19 protein-coding genes and 1 pseudogene are annotated in these 16,499 nt (G+C 29.5%); 4 read left to right on the top strand and 16 right to left on the bottom strand.

What is annotated here, in order from left to right; translation table 11 throughout:
• Nucleotides 1-74: 74 nt before the first annotated feature.
• The 10 genes and pseudogenes from larC to AGR56_RS19710 form a co-directional block, all read right to left on the bottom strand.
• On the bottom strand, nucleotides 75-1,268 hold the full coding sequence (gene larC, locus AGR56_RS14780) for a nickel pincer cofactor biosynthesis protein LarC (protein WP_053242871.1): 1,194 nt from the start codon (nucleotides 1,266-1,268) through the stop codon (nucleotides 75-77).
• A 463-nt stretch (nucleotides 1,269-1,731) separates the two neighbouring features.
• Nucleotides 1,732-2,337, bottom strand: a complete 606-nt coding sequence (locus AGR56_RS14775; RefSeq protein ID WP_053242870.1) for an SPASM domain-containing protein — start codon at nucleotides 2,335-2,337, stop codon at nucleotides 1,732-1,734.
• The gene (locus AGR56_RS14770; protein WP_053242869.1) at nucleotides 2,325-3,080 is read right to left on the bottom strand and encodes a radical SAM protein; all 756 of its coding nucleotides are present in this window, start codon (nucleotides 3,078-3,080) and stop codon (nucleotides 2,325-2,327) included. The genes AGR56_RS14775 and AGR56_RS14770 overlap by 13 nt, the downstream gene beginning before the upstream one ends.
• A gap of 16 nt (nucleotides 3,081-3,096) precedes the next feature.
• A complete protein-coding gene (locus AGR56_RS14765; RefSeq protein ID WP_053242868.1) occupies nucleotides 3,097-4,401 on the bottom strand; it encodes a radical SAM protein in 1,305 nt (434 codons plus the stop codon).
• 737 nt (nucleotides 4,402-5,138) lie between these two features.
• Nucleotides 5,139-5,618: a 23S rRNA (pseudouridine(1915)-N(3))-methyltransferase RlmH gene (rlmH, locus tag AGR56_RS14760; protein ID WP_053242867.1), complete on the bottom strand. Its 480-nt coding sequence runs from the start codon at nucleotides 5,616-5,618 to the stop codon at nucleotides 5,139-5,141.
• 225 nt (nucleotides 5,619-5,843) lie between these two features.
• Nucleotides 5,844-6,345 (bottom strand): annotated as a pseudogene (locus tag AGR56_RS14755) (SEC-C metal-binding domain-containing protein).
• 102 nt (nucleotides 6,346-6,447) lie between these two features.
• Nucleotides 6,448-7,023, bottom strand: coding sequence for a GerMN domain-containing protein (locus AGR56_RS14750; RefSeq protein ID WP_053242866.1), 576 nt, complete (start codon nucleotides 7,021-7,023; stop codon nucleotides 6,448-6,450).
• A 43-nt stretch (nucleotides 7,024-7,066) separates the two neighbouring features.
• Entirely contained in the window at nucleotides 7,067-7,858 is a 792-nt protein-coding gene (locus AGR56_RS14745) for an MBL fold metallo-hydrolase (RefSeq protein WP_053242865.1), read from the bottom strand.
• A 15-nt stretch (nucleotides 7,859-7,873) separates the two neighbouring features.
• Nucleotides 7,874-9,130, bottom strand: a complete 1,257-nt coding sequence (locus tag AGR56_RS14740; RefSeq protein ID WP_053242864.1) for a UDP-N-acetylglucosamine 1-carboxyvinyltransferase — start codon at nucleotides 9,128-9,130, stop codon at nucleotides 7,874-7,876.
• Nucleotides 9,131-9,340: 210 nt separating this feature from the next.
• On the bottom strand, nucleotides 9,341-9,508 hold the full coding sequence (locus AGR56_RS19710) for a DUF1540 domain-containing protein (RefSeq protein WP_084757053.1): 168 nt from the start codon (nucleotides 9,506-9,508) through the stop codon (nucleotides 9,341-9,343).
• A gap of 129 nt (nucleotides 9,509-9,637) precedes the next feature.
• On the opposite strand from AGR56_RS19710, the gene AGR56_RS14735 reads away from it, so the two are divergent.
• The 3 genes from AGR56_RS14735 to AGR56_RS14725 all read left to right on the top strand — a co-directional run bounded on the left by AGR56_RS14735 (nucleotide 9,638) and on the right by AGR56_RS14725 (nucleotide 11,413).
• Nucleotides 9,638-10,192 (top strand): hypothetical protein, encoded by a 555-nt coding sequence (locus AGR56_RS14735; protein WP_053242863.1) that lies wholly within the window; start codon nucleotides 9,638-9,640, stop codon nucleotides 10,190-10,192.
• Nucleotides 10,193-10,408: 216 nt separating this feature from the next.
• Nucleotides 10,409-10,894, top strand: a complete 486-nt coding sequence (locus tag AGR56_RS14730; RefSeq protein WP_053242862.1) for a dUTP diphosphatase — start codon at nucleotides 10,409-10,411, stop codon at nucleotides 10,892-10,894.
• Nucleotides 10,895-10,981: 87 nt separating this feature from the next.
• Nucleotides 10,982-11,413 (top strand): DMT family transporter, encoded by a 432-nt coding sequence (locus tag AGR56_RS14725; protein ID WP_053242861.1) that lies wholly within the window; start codon nucleotides 10,982-10,984, stop codon nucleotides 11,411-11,413.
• Nucleotides 11,414-11,633: 220 nt separating this feature from the next.
• On the opposite strand, the gene AGR56_RS14720 is transcribed toward AGR56_RS14725, so the two are convergent.
• The 4 genes from AGR56_RS14720 to AGR56_RS14705 all read right to left on the bottom strand — a co-directional run bounded on the left by AGR56_RS14720 (nucleotide 11,634) and on the right by AGR56_RS14705 (nucleotide 13,916).
• On the bottom strand, nucleotides 11,634-11,825 hold the full coding sequence (locus AGR56_RS14720) for an FmdB family zinc ribbon protein (RefSeq protein WP_053242860.1): 192 nt from the start codon (nucleotides 11,823-11,825) through the stop codon (nucleotides 11,634-11,636).
• A gap of 98 nt (nucleotides 11,826-11,923) precedes the next feature.
• A complete protein-coding gene (locus AGR56_RS14715) occupies nucleotides 11,924-12,703 on the bottom strand; it encodes an IS630 family transposase (protein ID WP_278279707.1) in 780 nt (259 codons plus the stop codon).
• Nucleotides 12,704-12,763: 60 nt separating this feature from the next.
• On the bottom strand, nucleotides 12,764-13,000 hold the full coding sequence (locus AGR56_RS14710; protein WP_053242858.1) for a helix-turn-helix domain-containing protein: 237 nt from the start codon (nucleotides 12,998-13,000) through the stop codon (nucleotides 12,764-12,766).
• Nucleotides 13,001-13,136: 136 nt separating this feature from the next.
• The gene (locus tag AGR56_RS14705) at nucleotides 13,137-13,916 is read right to left on the bottom strand and encodes a PhzF family phenazine biosynthesis protein (RefSeq protein ID WP_053242857.1); all 780 of its coding nucleotides are present in this window, start codon (nucleotides 13,914-13,916) and stop codon (nucleotides 13,137-13,139) included.
• A 110-nt stretch (nucleotides 13,917-14,026) separates the two neighbouring features.
• Here AGR56_RS14705 and AGR56_RS14700 point away from each other — a divergent pair, with 110 nt between their 5' ends.
• The gene (locus tag AGR56_RS14700) at nucleotides 14,027-15,265 is read left to right on the top strand and encodes a S8 family serine peptidase (protein WP_347460490.1); all 1,239 of its coding nucleotides are present in this window, start codon (nucleotides 14,027-14,029) and stop codon (nucleotides 15,263-15,265) included.
• A 273-nt stretch (nucleotides 15,266-15,538) separates the two neighbouring features.
• Here AGR56_RS14700 and AGR56_RS14695 read toward each other — a convergent pair whose 3' ends face one another.
• A complete protein-coding gene (locus AGR56_RS14695) occupies nucleotides 15,539-16,258 on the bottom strand; it encodes an AEC family transporter (RefSeq protein WP_347460489.1) in 720 nt (239 codons plus the stop codon).
• A complete protein-coding gene (locus AGR56_RS23515) occupies nucleotides 16,249-16,479 on the bottom strand; it encodes an AEC family transporter (protein ID WP_347460488.1) in 231 nt (76 codons plus the stop codon). Before AGR56_RS23515 ends, AGR56_RS14695 begins: the two co-directional genes overlap by 10 nt.
• Between the last annotated feature and the right edge of the window lie 20 nt (nucleotides 16,480-16,499).

The raw sequence follows: 16,499 nt of genomic DNA, 5'->3' as shown, positions 1-16,499 counted from the left end.
AAGTTTATCATTCTATATCCTTGTAGACCAATGATGCATATTTAAAAACACTTCTCCTATTTATTAACCGAAAATCACTCTTTACTCTGTTTTAGCGTTTCTCTATAAACTTCTGCAATAGTTATTCCATTTTCCCTTGCTACACTTCTGCATTCTTCATACTCTGGTTTGTATTTAATTAGTCTTCCTTTATAATAGCATTTCTTGATCGTGATATCTCCATATTTGGTTTTTACCCTCGAGAATTCTCTATGTAACATCGTCTTTTCAACCTTATATTTTCTTACACCTATTGAAGTAGTTTCTTCAAAAATAATATCCAAAATATTATCTTCACTTTTTTCATTAACAAGTACGCTTAACTTTATTGCTGGTCTTCCCTTTTTCATAATTATAGGTGTTTTAAATACATCTAAGGCACCCACCTCAAAAAGCTTTTCTTCTACATATCCATATAACTCTGGATTCATGTCATCTATGTTAGTTTCTATTATATACTGTTCTTCTATTTCCTTTCCAGCTCCTGCCGTTCCCAAGTACACTCTTAAAACATTGGGAATTTCTAAATCTCTATGACCTATTCCATATCCAATCTTATCTACAGAAAAATCCACTTTAGCTGTAAACTCTTTAACATTAGCGGCTAAAATGGCTGCTCCTGTAGGTGTAGTTGTCTCGAAAGGTACTATTCCAGTATTAATTGGTATATCTTTTAATATTTCAACAGTTGCTGGAGCAGGGACCGGCATAACCCCATGAGCGCATTTAACAAAACCTCCTCCAACTTGAACAGGAGAAGCAATAATTTTATCCACATTTAAGTAACTTATTGCTATGGCTGCTCCCACAATATCCACAATTGAATCAACAGCTCCTACCTCATGAAAGTGAACTTCATATAAAGTTTTTCCGTGTACCTTTGCTTCTGCCTCTGCCACCTTCATAAATATATCTAAGCTTAATTTTTTAACTGCATCTCCTAGCGAGCTTGAATTTATTATGTTTTCTACATCCTTTAAATTTCTATGATGATGGTGTTGTTCATGTTCATGGTCGTGATGATGATCGTGCTTCAATATAACATCTACCCTTGTTCCCGTTATCCCTAATTTTTCTGACTTTTCAATCTTCATTTCATATTCAGAATCCAAATTGAGCTTTGAAAGTTCGCTTAATATATATTCCTTAGGAACCCCTAAATCCATTAATGCTGATAAATTCATATCTCCACTTATACCGCAAAAACAATCGTAATACAGTACTTTCATTTCAATTCACTCCCTAAATTTATTTGCTTAACTTTCGTAATTTAAAAATAATGCGAAGTAATAACTAACTTTTTTCGCCTAAAAATAAGGCGAAAAAGCTAAGGGTGAAGGGTTTTAACTTGCGCTGCTTGTTAAAAGGTGAACTTTTTTACCTTCAGTAAAAAGCTAATGATGATTTTCCTACGTTTCTCTACGGAAAAATCTTTAATTTAAATCAATAATTTTCAGCAGCGGAGCGGAAGAAAAAAATCACCTTAACTTTTGGCTTTGCCGAAAAAGTTCACCTTTGACGTGCAAAGCATCGTCAAACCCTTCACTTTCATTAATTTATTATTATATAATATTAATTAATGCCAATTTTTTATTTATTAATTCTTAATCATAAATTTATAATGCACATTAAAAATATACATATATACAAATTATTATTTGATAAGGAAATAAACTATCTATTAATAATAATCTATGCTAATTCTTTAAAGCAGCTAGTTGGCTTTTTATCCATTTTCAATTTACCATATTGATGCCATATTCTTGCAAAACAGCTACCAATACAAAATCCTCTATAGTGACAATTAGCACATTCAGAATTAATATTATTGCACTCATAATCTCTAAAATTAGATAATACAGATGACTCAAACCATATATTACTTATATTGTCTTTTGTAACTGGATTATTACTACATCTTAATCTTTCATCAATTAAATTATTACATGGATAAGTGTATCCTCTGTAATCAACATAAAATTCAAGTAATCCAGCTCCACACCTAATATCTCTGTTATTTTCCAATTCATCTGCTGGAGGATAATATTTTTTATCAATTTTAATTTTCTTAGAATACTCGCTAATTAATGTAGTTATTCTACTGTAATCTTGCTTACTAAATATTATTTTATTATTTTTAGCTTGTCCAGATGGACATGCTAAATTTATATCTAATTCATCTATGTTTAAGTCATTTACTAGTTCATATAATAATGGAATATTCTCAATATTAGAACCATATCCAATATCAGACGTAATTACAGAATTTAATATTACTTTTAATCCTATTTTTTGCATTCTTTTATTCCATTAACAACTTCATTATATGAATTTATTTCTAACGGTGCTCTTCTTAAAATTTTTTCTTGCTCTGGATCTGCAGAAGATAAGCTCACCTGAACAGCTGTAATTCCAGATTTCTTATAATATTCAGCATATTTTGATAACATATGACCATTTGTAAACAACAATATATATGGATGCACACCATACATCGATATTGTCTTATCATTTATGATCTTTGCTAATTCTGTTGTCTTATCTAAAGTTAGTGAAGGCTCTCCTCCTGTTAATCCCCAATTTTTAGTCCCCGATTGAAGCATAGGATCTATTATTTTTTTTTCATACTCTTCAATATTTAATGATTTTCCTCTGTTTTCGCCCATGTACTCCAGATAGCACCATGGACACCTGTAATTGCATATTCTGTTAACCTCCATAATAATAGTTGGCGTAGTTATAATACCCTCATGATAAGTATCAATGTTTTTTAATATTGATTCGGCAATAAAAGTACTAGTCATGGAAATATTTTCATTTCTTATAAAATCAATCATATTTTTTATTTCTTCATCATTATATTTAAAATAAAGATCTCTATTTTGAAAGTTATCAATGTTATTTATATTTTTAGTTTGTAAAACTTTAATTATATTTAAAAGCAATTCAATTTCATATCTACTTGCTTTCCATATACCACCATAATACGGATCAACAATATGAAATTCATTATTGTTTTTTTTAAAAATTGATAATGCCATTTTAATCATTCTCCTTTTAATCCTTAAAACATTTATATGGTTTTTTTAATAAATCAAACTTGCCATATCTCTGCCAACATCTAGCTATACAATTTCCAACACACATTCCTCTATATTCACATTTCCCGCATTCTTCTCCTATATTAGTCTCATTATAATTTCTAAACATCTTAAAGCAACTAGAATTATACCAAATATCAACATAGTCACTATTTTTACCATCAGAGCATACTAAACTTTCATCAATTAAATTATTGCATGGATACACCTTACCGCTGTAATCAATATAAAAATCTACAAATCCCAAACCACAGCGCATAGGTCTTCCATTTTCCAAATCATAATCTGGCAAATAAAGCTTAACTCTAGAATCTTTTTTTAAGCGTTTTTTCCCATCATCTACCATGTCCTTAATCTTTTTATAGTTTTTAATATTTAAATCTATACTATTTTGCTTAGCTTTTCCCGAAGTTACTACTGGTGTAATTCTCAAAAGATCAACATCTAATTTATCTGCAAGCTCAATCATCTCACAAATTGAATTTATATTTTCTTTAGGTTCAATTACCATATTTATAGCAGTATACATGCCAAGTTTCTTTGCACTTCTTATACCATCAATAGCATACTTATATGAATTTATTTTATTATTAGGATTTCTTAACTGTAATTCTTGTTTTTCTTTTGGCGAAGACAATTGTATCTGAACAGTATTTACTCCTGCATTATAATAATCATTTGCATACTCAGAAAATTTAAATCCATTTGTTAAAAGGCTTATTTTAGGTTTCCTATTTAATAAGTCTTTAGTTGTTTCTTTAATTTTAGTAATTATGCTTATTGTGCGGTCAATTGTTAATGAAGGTTCTCCACCTGTTATAGTCCAACATCGCGCTCCTTGTAAAACAAATGGTTCTATAATTTTTTTACTTATTTCAGAAACATCTAATAATTTTTCTTCTTGCTTCATAGATGGTATATAACACCATGGACAATTATAATTACACATACGACTTACTTCCAATATTATTTCAGGAGGAACAATTATGCCAATATTATACTTATGTAATTTTTTTAATATTAATTCTGGAAAAAAAGTTGTATCTACGGGAATAGACTCTTTTATAATAAAATTAATAACTTCTTTTAATTTGTCACTATTAATTTCTTTTAATATTTCATTGACATTTTTCTCTTCCAAGAGTTTCAATAATTCCAAGTAAATTTCAAGTTCTTTCTCTTCAAATTCCCAAATTCCACCATAGTAGGGATCTATAATATTATACTTATTATCTTTTAACTTAAAAATAATTGCAGCCATCAAATTCCATCTTCCCCATTATTTGTATTAATATTACTTCAAATACTCATAAATTAAAACATTAAATATTTTCCATTTCTACTAATTATCTATCATAAATTAATTGTTTTATGTAAATTCCTAATTTTTTCTTAATTTTTAACATAATATATATTAAATATATATTTATCCATATTTTATATACAATTACTATAACTTAATATGACAAACTATATAACTATGTAATACCCAACTTCTTATTTTATAAATTACAAAATTTTAACTTTTACATTTTTAACATTTACTTGTATAAATAACGGTATAGAATTAACGAAACTCTTCTGTAATTATAATTAAATTTCTTCAAATATCGATTAATATAGTTTTTAGTAAGATCTTGGTTAAAAAGTATAATAAAAAAGAACTTTAAATCAAAAATAATTTGAAATTAAAGTTCTTTCAATAGTTTTCCATATTACCTAACTATAATTGGTTATAATATAGATTAGAAACTAGATAATAATCCATTATAAAAGCAAACAATCAAAATTGATTTTCATAAGCTTTTATAATATTACATTTTTTATATTATAATTTGACAAATACAACTGTAATTTTTTAATAAATACAGAAAATCATGAAATTTATGATTTGTTTCATAGTTTGAACTAAAAAATTGTAACTTTTTTTTTTTTTTTTTACAAAAGCTTATGATGTTTATGTTTAGTTCACCCATTTCATTTTCCAAAGTGACGCTGTTATTTATGGTAAGGTTCACCCCTACTAATCCTAAACCCTCTATAAATCTGCTCCAAAAGCATAACCCTAAAGAGCTGATGTGGAAAGGTCATTTTTGAAAAGCAAAGTTTATAATCTGCCCTATTTAAAACCGACTTTGAAAGTCCAAGCGAGCCGCCAATAACAAAAGCAATATTACTGCTGCCTGAAAGTCCTAAATCATCTATAAAGTTTGAAAATTCCTCTGAGGAAAGCATTTTACCATTCAAATCTAAGGCCACAACATACATGTTATCCTTAATTACAGATAGTATCTTTTCTCCCTCTTTTTCTTTAATCAAATTTTCCTCTTTCTCAGATGCATTATCTGGAGTTTTTTCATCTTGAAGTTCAATTATATCTAGCTTACAGTACCTATTAAGACGCTTTGAATACTCCCCAATTGCTTCTTTTAAGTACTTCTCCTTAAGTTTTCCAACTGTTATAAGCGTTATATTCATTTTATTAACTCCTTTTAATGAGAGTAAAAAACATGGGTGAAAAGTAAAATAAAGTTTAATCTTCTTAAGTTTATGATTTGTTTCTATTTTATAAGTTCAAACATTTATCTGATACAAGGAAGATAAATCATCCTTCACTCTACTCTCTACTCCTTACTCTCTACTCTGTTTTTTCTTTATACAAAAACTCCCCATCTAAGTGACGAGGAGTTTTAATACTATGTATTATTTTTTTCCACAACAGTTTTTATACTTTTTACCGCTTCCACAAGGACAAAGATCATTTCTTCCTACCTTGTTCTTATTTACATAAGTTTTTGAAGCACCCCAGTTTTTCTTTATTTCTTTTCTCTTTTCTTGTGAGAAAAATACCATCCCATTGAGGCAAACTATATAAATAATCAGCTTTTGCTTCTAACATATTAAAATAGAGCTTTTCAAAGTCGATATCCAATTCTATTTCAGAATCAGCTTCAATTTTTTCAAGATCTAAAGGCTGTTTTAAACTATCATTTATACCATCCAAGAAGCCCATATAAAAAACTGTAGATGTACTATACTCTTTTGCTAAATCTTCTACTTTGCCCTTTAATTCCTTTTTGTGATTTGCTAGAAGCTTAGTATAAATTGAAGTTTCAATTTCACCATAATCTTTCCAGAATGCTGCTTCTCCCCTATGCTTTACATAGTCTACAATCATGTCTGTCCAATCTTTATATAGACTCATAATTCCTTATTCTCCTTTTAAATAAATATTTACCTATAATATTATAGCTATATTTTTCTCTATTTTCAACATGAGAAATAATATATTTTTAATTACAATATACTACTTTGTAATTTTTTTCAAATTTTCAAGACTATTCTTATTTATAGGCTTTGATATATCGTAATTTCCACCTAAAGTATCAATAACATTATTATCTATAAGTATCTTGACCGATTTTATAGCTTCCAATTGACCTAAAGATTTAACTATACTTTTTAAAGTAGCTTCTTCTTTAGCAGGTGTCATTTTAACTTTAGCTTCATCGCTTAAACTTACATAAGCAATTCCATCTTTTATAGAAAAACTAAGCAATTTCGTGTTTGTTGGAAGTACTGGCTTTAGCTTACTGTTTACAGCCGGCCCCTTAATTAGTTCATTAATTATTATCTCTCCAATTATCTCATTCTTGCTTATCATTCTCTCTTCTTTAGCCTCTTCAGCCTTCTGCTCATTTTTAGAAGAGTCAAAATACAAATTAAAATCTACAACATTGCTATTTTCTTTGTAAAGTTTTAACTCCTTAATTTTTTCAGTAGTATTTATGCTTGACTTATCCTTCTTTTCACAGCCCGAAAAAGTCATAGACGAAGCAGTAACAATTGAAATCCCCAAAACTAAAGCAATAAGCCTTTTCATATTAACCTCTCCTTGCATTTTACTTTAAATAAATACAAATCGGTTATATCTCCATATAATTACTCGGTTCCCCACGTTTTGCCATGCTAATAAAGACATCACTATTAACTTTTACACCGCTTTCTACTAATACATTTTCAACTGTCTTATATGCTAAATCCGGATAATTATTAGTTTTACTTAAATGTCCCAAAATAATCTTTTTTTGTTTTCCTGATCCTACTATATCTACAATAGCCTTACCACAATCTTCATTAGATAAATGTCCTACATTGCTAAGTATTCTGCACTTTAAAGGATATGGATATGGTCCAAACTTCAACATTTCAACATCATGATTGCTTTCTAGAAGTATTACATCTGCATCCTTTATTGAACTCTTTACTTCATCTGAAAAATATCCTAAGTCAGTAGCTATACAAACAGATTTATTCTTATTTATAACCTTATATCCACATGGAGCAGCTGCATCATGAGGTATTTTGTAAGATATTATATCTAAATCTTTTATGCTTACACACTCATTATATGGCAATATTTTCACATTCTCGTTTTTAATCTTACCCAAGTTTCCCATCATTGCCTTCCAGGTAAGTTCATTTGCATATATAGGTATATTGTACTTTCTTGATAAAATTCCAACTCCCTTTATATGATCCAAATGTTCATGCGTAACAAAAATACCGTCAATTTTTGAAGGATCCTCATTAATACATAACATAGCACTATCTATACTTTTGCCGGATAATCCCGCATCAACTAATATGCTTGATTTATCAGAACCAACAAAAATACTATTTCCACTACTTCCACTATAAAGCGAACAAAACTTCATACTAACTCCTTTACATTAAGCCTTTACCCTTTTTATATCCGCACCTAATTTTCTAAACTTCTCTTCAATATGAGGATATCCCCTATCTATATGTTCTATACATGATATTTCACTAACACCATCTGCTGAAAGAGCTGCTATTACCATTGCTGCACCAGCTCTCAAATCAGTAGCTTTTACACTTGCACCAGTTAGCTTTTCAACACCATCAATTATTGCAATTCTGCCTTCTACTTTTATATTTGCTCCCATTTTCTTAAGCTCATCAACATGCTTCAATCTACTTTCCCATATACTTTCATTTATTATGCTTCTTCCCTTAGCAGTGCATAAAAGAGTACTCATTGGCTGCTGAGCATCTGTTGGAAACCCTGGATAAGGTAATGTTTTAATATTTACACCCTTAAGGTTTCTATCCGATTCAATTTCTATAAAATCATCGCCTTCTTTAACTTTTGCACCCATTTCAACTAACTTAGCTGAAACTGACTCTAAATGCTTTGTAATTACATTTTTTATCATTACTTTTCCACCACAAGCCGCAGTAGCAATCATATAAGTTGCAGCTTCTATTTGATCTGGAATAACACTGTAATTACAACCTTTTAATTCCTTTACACCTACTATTCTTATTACATCAGTGCCTGCTCCCTTTACATTTGCACCCATTGTATTAAGAAAATTAGCCAAATCAACTATATGAGGTTCCTTAGCCGCATTTTCAAGTATTGTTGTACCTTCTGCTAAAACTGCTGCTAACATTACATTTATAGTTGCGCCAACACTCACTACATCGAAATATATATTTGTTCCAATAAGTTTATCAGCTATAGCCTCTATTGAACCATGTTTAATATTAACCTTTGCACCAAGAGCCTCAAATCCCTTTATGTGCTGATCTATAGGTCTAACTCCTATAGGGCATCCACCCGGAAGTTCTACTCTTGCTTTTCCAAATCTGCCCAAAAGTGCCCCTAAAAAGTAATACGAAGCTCTCATTTTTCTAAAATCATCTGTCTGTGCACCTGTACTTTTAAGTTCTGTACTATCTATTTCAACGGAATTTCCATTTCTTTTCACTTTGCATCCTAAGCTTGTTATTATTCTTTCTGAACATTGAACATCTTCTATCTCAGGTATATTATCAATAATATTTACTCCCGAACTTGCCATTATAGCTGCAGGTAATATAGCTACAGCTGCATTCTTTGCTCCACCAATTTCTATACTTCCATTAAGAGTTCTATCTCCTCTTACAACTAACTTGTCCATTAACGTACCCATCCTTACCAATTATTTTATATATATGTAAACTTTTTGTTAAATTCATTTATAATAATCACAAATAATATTATAACATAAGTAGAATACATTTTGACACTAAATTTTCAAATATATGATTTAAATTTTATATTTATAAATTTATTAAATTGTTACTCTAATAACTAAAAAAACCGCGTAATAAATACGCAGTTTCTTTAATTATTGTTGTCCTTCATGTTTAAAGCTTCCGCAATCTGTAGCTTCAACATCATGTGCTTCTGTGTTATGCTTTACAACCATAATATTTTCTAAAGTACAAAAGTTATCATCTTTACAGTGAAATTTACATTCGCTTACAGTGCAACCTATACTGTCATTATGATTCATAATGATCCCTCCTTAATTTTATCTTACGAATTTATTATTGCAAAATATAAGAATATTATTCTAACACTAAACTTATTTATATGATATAATAAAACTATTGTTAAACATTTAAATTTGTGGAGGGTAAATATGAAATATTGTCTAATCGCAGAATTTACAAAAGAATCATATTCAAATATAGAAGATGTACAGCGTTATGCCTGCAAAAAATATAAATTATATAAAAGACTTCAAAACCTTCACATAATGCTAGAAACCATGGATGAACCTAATTTAGATAAATTAGATAAAATAATGCTTGAGCAAATAAAACCATATAAAAAATTTAAGGTAAAGGTTGAACCTAATCTTGTGTATGATAATGACCAAAAAGCTGTGGCTTTAAAAGTAGAACAACAAGGGTACATAATAAGAATTATTAGAAACTTATGCGAAAAACTAAGCTATAATGGTTTCAAACTTCACTGTAAGTATCCAGAAGATCTTTACAATTTGTATATTCCTATTGCAAATGGTAATTATCAAACAAAAAATTTTTTTCAGCAAAATGATCAAGTTGCTGCTGATGTACTAGAGAAATCGGTTGGAACGTCATTTTTTAAGATACAGGGATTTAAATTATGCAAATTGACAGGATATAAAAAAATATCTGTAATTAAAAGCTATCCTTTAAAGGATTATTAATTCAATGTCATTTACAAATCATAACATAAATAAAAAGGAAAATCCTTAGTGATTTTCCTTTTTTATTTAAGTTTTGGATTCTGTTATATAACATAATTAATTTTGAGTAAATTTTTTTAATAAATTTTAATGTAATCGTTTAGTGGAACTTTCTTTATTTTTAACTTTAATATAAAATATATATATACCAAAGTTAAAGAAAGGCGGCACATTTCTATGGATTTTAAAAAACTATTTCGTTTACAGAAGGATTTAGATGCACAAATCATAGAAGAACACAATCTTAAAAACGAGGTTTTATTTTCTCAAAAATCTCTTGCATTACAAGTTCAAATGGGAAAATTGGCTGATGAAACTAGATGTTTTAAATATTGGAGCAACAAATCACCTGCTAAAAGAGAAATAATACTTGAGGAATATATAGACTGCTTAAATTTTATACTTAGTATAGGTATTGATAAAAATTTTGATGATATTAATCCATCTCTAGCCAAATTTAACTATAATATAACAGAACAGTTTTTAGACCTGTATGTAGATATTAATGATTTTGTAATTTGTTCATCACAAGATCATTATATAACTCTCTTAGAGGATTTTTTAAGTCTTGGAAAAAACTTAGGATTTTCAGATTTAGAAGTTGAGAATGAATACATACGCAAAAATGAGTTCAATCACGAAAGGCAAAGTTCTAATTTTTAAGAATAAAATTTAGGTGTAGGAAAATTTCCTGCACCTTTTTAGCGTAATTTTATTATATATGGTTAAACTACTCCTGAGGTGAAATTTATGCTTGGTATAATATTTTCTATAGTAGCAGGAATATGTATGACCTTTCAAGGCGTGTTTAATACAAAACTCAGTGATAAAATAGGACTATGGGAAACAAATGCTTGGGTTCAAGGTTCCGCATTCGTAATAACTTTAATAGTATCTTTAATATTTGGAAATGGTCATATAAAAAATATTTTTAATGTAAATAAACTTTATCTAACCGGTGGAATTTTAGGTGCAATAATAATCTTTACAGTAATGAAGGGAATTTCAACTCTTGGTCCAACTTGCTCTATTTCTGTTATTTTAGTGGCTCAACTAACTTCAGCAGCTATAATAGATGCCTTTGGCATGTTCGATTCTAAGAAAATAACATTTGGGGTTAATGAATACATAGGCGTGATCTTAATGATTGCTGGAATAATAGTATTTAAATTAAAAATCTAAAACCAGAGTACAGTTATTGTAGATTTTTCTCCACTAACGCTACCAAAAATCTACAATATATACATCTAAAATCCCAACTGTAATTTATGAACTGGGAATTATCTATTATTAAATCAACCTTTACTGTACTCTGTACTCTCTACTCTATATAAAACTTAAATGACAACAAATAAATTCTAGTCAATTTAAATTTTGTATGTAATTTCCTCTAATTATTGCTTTAGTGGCAGCCTCCGCAAGTTGAACAATGTCCAGTGCAGCCAGCTCCATTTTTGCCGTAAAACTTTCCCTTATAAAGCCTTTCAACTTCTTCAGCCTTACATTTTGGGCATACAATTTTTTCATTATCATTAGTTACTATTTCAAAAAATTCATTTCCACATTTTTTACATTTGTAATCTATTAAAGGCAATTAAATCACTTCCTACTTTAAGAAATTTTATCATTATTGTTATTTTACCACATTCTACAAGCTGTATGTATGGTGAAACTACTGCGAAACTAAAACTATTATGAGTAATACTTACGGGGTGCCACTAACCTCTTAATATTTTCTATGTTTTTATTAAAATTTTGATAGAAATATAGGGTATCTTTATATAGATTTTCAATAGAATGTTTAGCTTTATAAGTGAAAATACTGGCCTTGTATAGATTCCAAACATTTTCTTGAGGATTTAGCTCAGGAGAATATGGCGGAAGATATATTAATTCTAATTTCCCAATATTTCTAAGTTCAAAATTTTCTATTGAACTAGATTTATGTATTTTTGCATTATCTAAAATAACAAAGACCTTCTTACCTGCGTTTATATCTATTAAGCGTTGTAGAAATTCGATAAATTTATCTGAATTTATGGTCTCTTTATACGGATATGCATCAATAACAGATTGAAAATCTGTGGTTATTTCAGTAGCGCCTATTAGCTTTAAGCCAACAGAAGAAGCATTCCTCTCAATTACAGGGGGATGTCCTACTGGACTCCATGTTTTTCTATTTGTAGATTCGTCTTTCGTGGCAGTTTCATCACAAACATATATAACTTTATCAGAAGAATTTTCTACAAGGGTTATCAATTTCGCGATTTTTTTAAAGCACTTTTGCGCTTCAGCATTTGCTAGAGTAGGATGATATTCAGCACGTTTATAAGAATTATTAAGAGACTTAATGATTTGTCTCATTCTTTCATATGAGTAAAGTCGGCCATATTTATCTCGAATGTGTTCTCTCATTCTGTCAATACTCCAAGTTGAAGCATTAAAGCCAAATTCTCTTGGATCTTTATTTATAAAAGTATCTTCAATATAAGAAAGTATTTCATCAGTGAAGGAACTAATAGAACCTCCACGTTAATCTTTAATTGCTTCAAGACCAAATTCGTTCCATTTGTGTATATAGCTCAAAATAGATGCCCTACAAACTCCTACAATTTCTTCTATTTTAGAGATATGTACACCTAAATAGCTCATAATAATGGTTTTTAAAATATTTTGTGAATACTTATTTGTTGAATTTTTTTCAAGATTTCTTAATTGATCTAGTGAGGCATCTTTTAAATCAGTAACTCTCGTAGCTGCTCTTCCCATAATAATTTTCTCCTTTTTGTTTTCCTATCTTCATAATTATTATGACAGGTTATATTGTTTTTAATTCTTTTAGTTTGGAACTAGTTTCACTATATATATATGTGCTGCTGAAAAGTTCAAAATAAGATTACATAAATTATATATTAATATTTCCCATCATATATAGTACAGCTTTTCCACTTATTTTAACTCTATCTCCAGCTACTTTACAGTATAATTTTCCCCCACGTGCTGACAACTGTTTAGCCACCATTACATCTTTATTTAGCCTTTGTGACCAAAATGGTATTAAATTACTATGTGCTGAACCAGTTACGGGGTCTTCATTCACATCAAGTTTTGGATAAAAACAGCGAGATACAAAATCTACATCAATCCCTCTAGCTGTAACAATAACACCCAATCCGTTTTCTAATTTTATCATTTTAGAAAAATTGGGGGTTAATTCTTCTACTTGCTTTTCCGTTTCTAATACTACAAATAAATCTCTTGATAAATATATTTCAATAGGACCGACTCCAATAGCCTCCGAAATTATTTCATGTGATAATTCTATTTTTTTTGGTTCTCTCAAAGGGAGATCCATTTCGTATAAATCGCCATTCCGTTTAACCTTAAGTGTTCCACTTGCAGTATTAAATGTCATATTTTCAATTCCTATATCAACATAATTAGAAATAACATAAGAAGTCCCCAAAGTAGCGTGTCCACATAAATCTATTTCAGCCCTTGGAGTAAACCATCTTAGATTATAACTATTCCCATTTTTAACTACAAAAGCTGTTTCTGATAAGTTGTTTTCTCCTGCAATTTTTTGCATTGTGCTGTCATCTATTGGATTATCTAAAACACATACACCTGCTGGGTTTCCTTTGAATACTTCATCAGCAAAAGCATCAACAACATAATATTTCATCCTTACCTCTCCTTAAAATATAATTTATTAGTTAATATTATTTTACTAATGTGACTTAATTTTATTATACACAATACGGACATTTTCTTCTAACAAATAATATACTGTTATTGAAAGTTTTATTTACAAGGAATGAGTATATAGTGTTTTTTCTAAAAAGTAAAATTGATTCAAACCTTTATAATTTAACAGTTAAAAATGAACATAGAAGCTTTAGAATACTTATACATTGCAAAAATTTCATAAATAGAATTGCCTCAAGGTTAAAATCCCATAAGTGCACTGTTTATTACACTATAGATACATTAAATTGTATTTGTGCTTCAGCTTCTTCTTTTATGATAAATAGACTTACTGAATATCCTGAGATTGATTATATAACATTGGATAACTTTGCAAGTATATGTGCCCACAATGTACATTCAGCAAACAACGTTTCAACTGCCCTTGCAAACAATTCAAAATTAACAGGTAGAGGAATACGCATAGGAATTATAGACACTGGTGTTTACCCTCATAAAGATTTAAAATATCCTACTCCAAAAATACACAAATTTTTAGACCTTATAAATGGGCTAAATTACCCATATGATGACAACGGTCATGGAACTTTTATGAGCGGATTAATTGCTGCAAGTGGTTCAAGTTCTAAAGGAAAATATATGGGTATAGCACCAGAAACCTCAATATATATGATAAAAGCCTTTGAGGCAACTGGTAAAGCATATGTATCATCAATACTAGCAGCTTTAAACATTCTAATAAAAGAAAGTGCTGAAAATAATATTAGAATTATATGTCTTCCTTTTGAAACTTTTTTTCAAGACTCATTTATTGATTCAATGTTTTCAAGGTTGTTTACCCTTGCAAATAAAAATAACCTTGCTGTCGTAGTTCCTTCTGGAAGCAATAAAAATGATAAAAATTCAATGATTGGAATATCAACCTTAAGCAATTGTGTAACTGTATCTGGAGTAACTTCCAGTATACCAAAAAAAATTTATACTTATTCTTCATCAGGTCCTTGCGGAAAACCTGAAAAACCTGATCTTTGTGCAGCATGTACGGATTTAACTTCTCTTAATTGTGATACTTCCTTTGTATCTGAAAGAAACGGAATAAAATTATATCCTCGCGAACTAAAGGAAGCTTATACCACTTATACTGGAACCTCATGTGCTGCTGCATTTACAACTGGCATACTCGCGCTGCTTTTTGAAAAAAATCCCGATTTGAAATATAAAGATGCAGTTTCCATGATAAAAACTTCATGTAAATTATTAAATGTCCCAAAGTGGCAGCAAGGATATGGATGCATAGATTTTAAAGATTTGTTTTTTGATAACTAAACCTTGCAATATAAAAATTTAGTTAATAATTGATGTATAAAAAATTAAAAATAGCACATATTATAAGTGGCAGTGAAAAAGAAACTTCTTTATTAGCTGTCACGTTTAGTAAACGAAATTGCATTTAAAACAATTTCGCAATCAAGTAGATAACCATGGTTGTTTACTTGTCTAAATACTGCCCTTGAGCTTTAAACCCTCAGGGGCTATCATTTTTATTATAGCCCATCTTCAAAATTAATCTGACGCACTAAAAAATATTGTCAAGCATTGTTACTTCGACATGATAACCATAAATATTGGTATTGTAATCATTGAAAGAACTGTGCTTAAAGTAACCATAACTGCTGCGTATCTACTATCTGCGCCATAAACCTTAGCAATTATAGGCGCATTAGTCATAACCGGCATAGCAGATTGCATTATAAATACTTCTTTCATCAGCGTTGGAACTGGTACTAGCAAAACCATCATAACCATTATAAGTGGACATACTAAGAATCTTCCAAGTAATACGCCTATTACATCTTTATCAATTTTTAATTCCTTAAGTTTTACTGAATGAATACTTATTCCTATAAAGATCATTGAAAGAGGCGTGGTTAAATTCCCAAGATATTTACATGTGCTCATAATAAAAGATGGAAGTTGTATTCTTAAGAGTAGTAAAATCACAGCAGTTATAAATCCCAAAAGCGGTGGAGATATAATTCTTTTTATAGTAGATTTGCTGAGTATGCTTCCATGTTCTCCCGGAGCATCTTTGCTTATACAGTAAACTCCAAGTGTCCAGAAAAAAGTTGTATTTGCTATGTAATATAAGAGAACATATGGAACACTCTTTCCTCCAAACAATGCTATGTTTACTGGAAGTCCAATAAATATAGTATTTGAGTTAAAAAACATAGACTGAAACGTCCCCTGTCTTGACTTTTCAACCTTAAAAATTTTTGATACTGCAATTGCAATTACGTAGCATATGGCTATAGACAAAAAGGAGCTATAAGCCCCTTCGATAAACTTACAAGCTTGTCTTTCGTAAAATTTCCCATAATATCAGAAAGCATAAGAGCTGGCAATGATACATTAGTTACAAGCTTTGCAAAACTTTTTGAAATTTCTTCGTTAAACCATCCTTTTCCAGTTAGCACATATCCTATAGATATCATTATTACAATAGTTAAAACACCCTGTACTGCATTTAGTAGAACCATTAAAATCCCTTCTTTAGAAA

The sequence above is a fragment of the Clostridium sp. DMHC 10 genome, assembly GCF_001270375.1.
GTDB lineage: Bacteria > Bacillota > Clostridia > Clostridiales > Clostridiaceae > Clostridium_S > Clostridium_S guangxiense.
The sequence above is the reverse complement of the archived record's forward strand: the minus strand, read 5'-3'. Positions and strand labels throughout refer to the sequence as shown.

Excerpts from the sequence above, each read along its gene's own strand:
- AGR56_RS23515 (WP_347460488.1), bottom strand. The coding sequence starts at position 16,479 with ATGGTTCTACTAAATGCAGTACAGGGTGTTTTAACTATTGTAATAATG.
- larC (WP_053242871.1), bottom strand. The coding sequence starts at position 1,268 with ATGAAAGTACTGTATTACGATTGTTTTTGCGGTATAAGTGGAGATATG.
- AGR56_RS14705 (WP_053242857.1), bottom strand. The coding sequence starts at position 13,916 with ATGAAATATTATGTTGTTGATGCTTTTGCTGATGAAGTATTCAAAGGA.
- AGR56_RS14750 (WP_053242866.1), bottom strand. The coding sequence starts at position 7,023 with ATGAAAAGGCTTATTGCTTTAGTTTTGGGGATTTCAATTGTTACTGCT.
- AGR56_RS14765 (WP_053242868.1), bottom strand. The coding sequence starts at position 4,401 with ATGGCTGCAATTATTTTTAAGTTAAAAGATAATAAGTATAATATTATA.
- AGR56_RS14730 (WP_053242862.1), top strand. The coding sequence starts at position 10,409 with ATGGATTTTAAAAAACTATTTCGTTTACAGAAGGATTTAGATGCACAA.
- AGR56_RS14740 (WP_053242864.1), bottom strand. The coding sequence starts at position 9,130 with ATGGACAAGTTAGTTGTAAGAGGAGATAGAACTCTTAATGGAAGTATA.
- AGR56_RS14725 (WP_053242861.1), top strand. The coding sequence starts at position 10,982 with ATGCTTGGTATAATATTTTCTATAGTAGCAGGAATATGTATGACCTTT.
- AGR56_RS14770 (WP_053242869.1), bottom strand. The coding sequence starts at position 3,080 with ATGGCATTATCAATTTTTAAAAAAAACAATAATGAATTTCATATTGTT.
- AGR56_RS14745 (WP_053242865.1), bottom strand. The coding sequence starts at position 7,858 with ATGAAGTTTTGTTCGCTTTATAGTGGAAGTAGTGGAAATAGTATTTTT.
- AGR56_RS19710 (WP_084757053.1), bottom strand. The coding sequence starts at position 9,508 with ATGAATCATAATGACAGTATAGGTTGCACTGTAAGCGAATGTAAATTT.
- AGR56_RS14775 (WP_053242870.1), bottom strand. The coding sequence starts at position 2,337 with ATGCAAAAAATAGGATTAAAAGTAATATTAAATTCTGTAATTACGTCT.
- AGR56_RS14710 (WP_053242858.1), bottom strand. The coding sequence starts at position 13,000 with ATGGGAAGAGCAGCTACGAGAGTTACTGATTTAAAAGATGCCTCACTA.
- rlmH (WP_053242867.1), bottom strand. The coding sequence starts at position 5,618 with ATGAATATAACGCTTATAACAGTTGGAAAACTTAAGGAGAAGTACTTA.
- AGR56_RS14735 (WP_053242863.1), top strand. The coding sequence starts at position 9,638 with ATGAAATATTGTCTAATCGCAGAATTTACAAAAGAATCATATTCAAAT.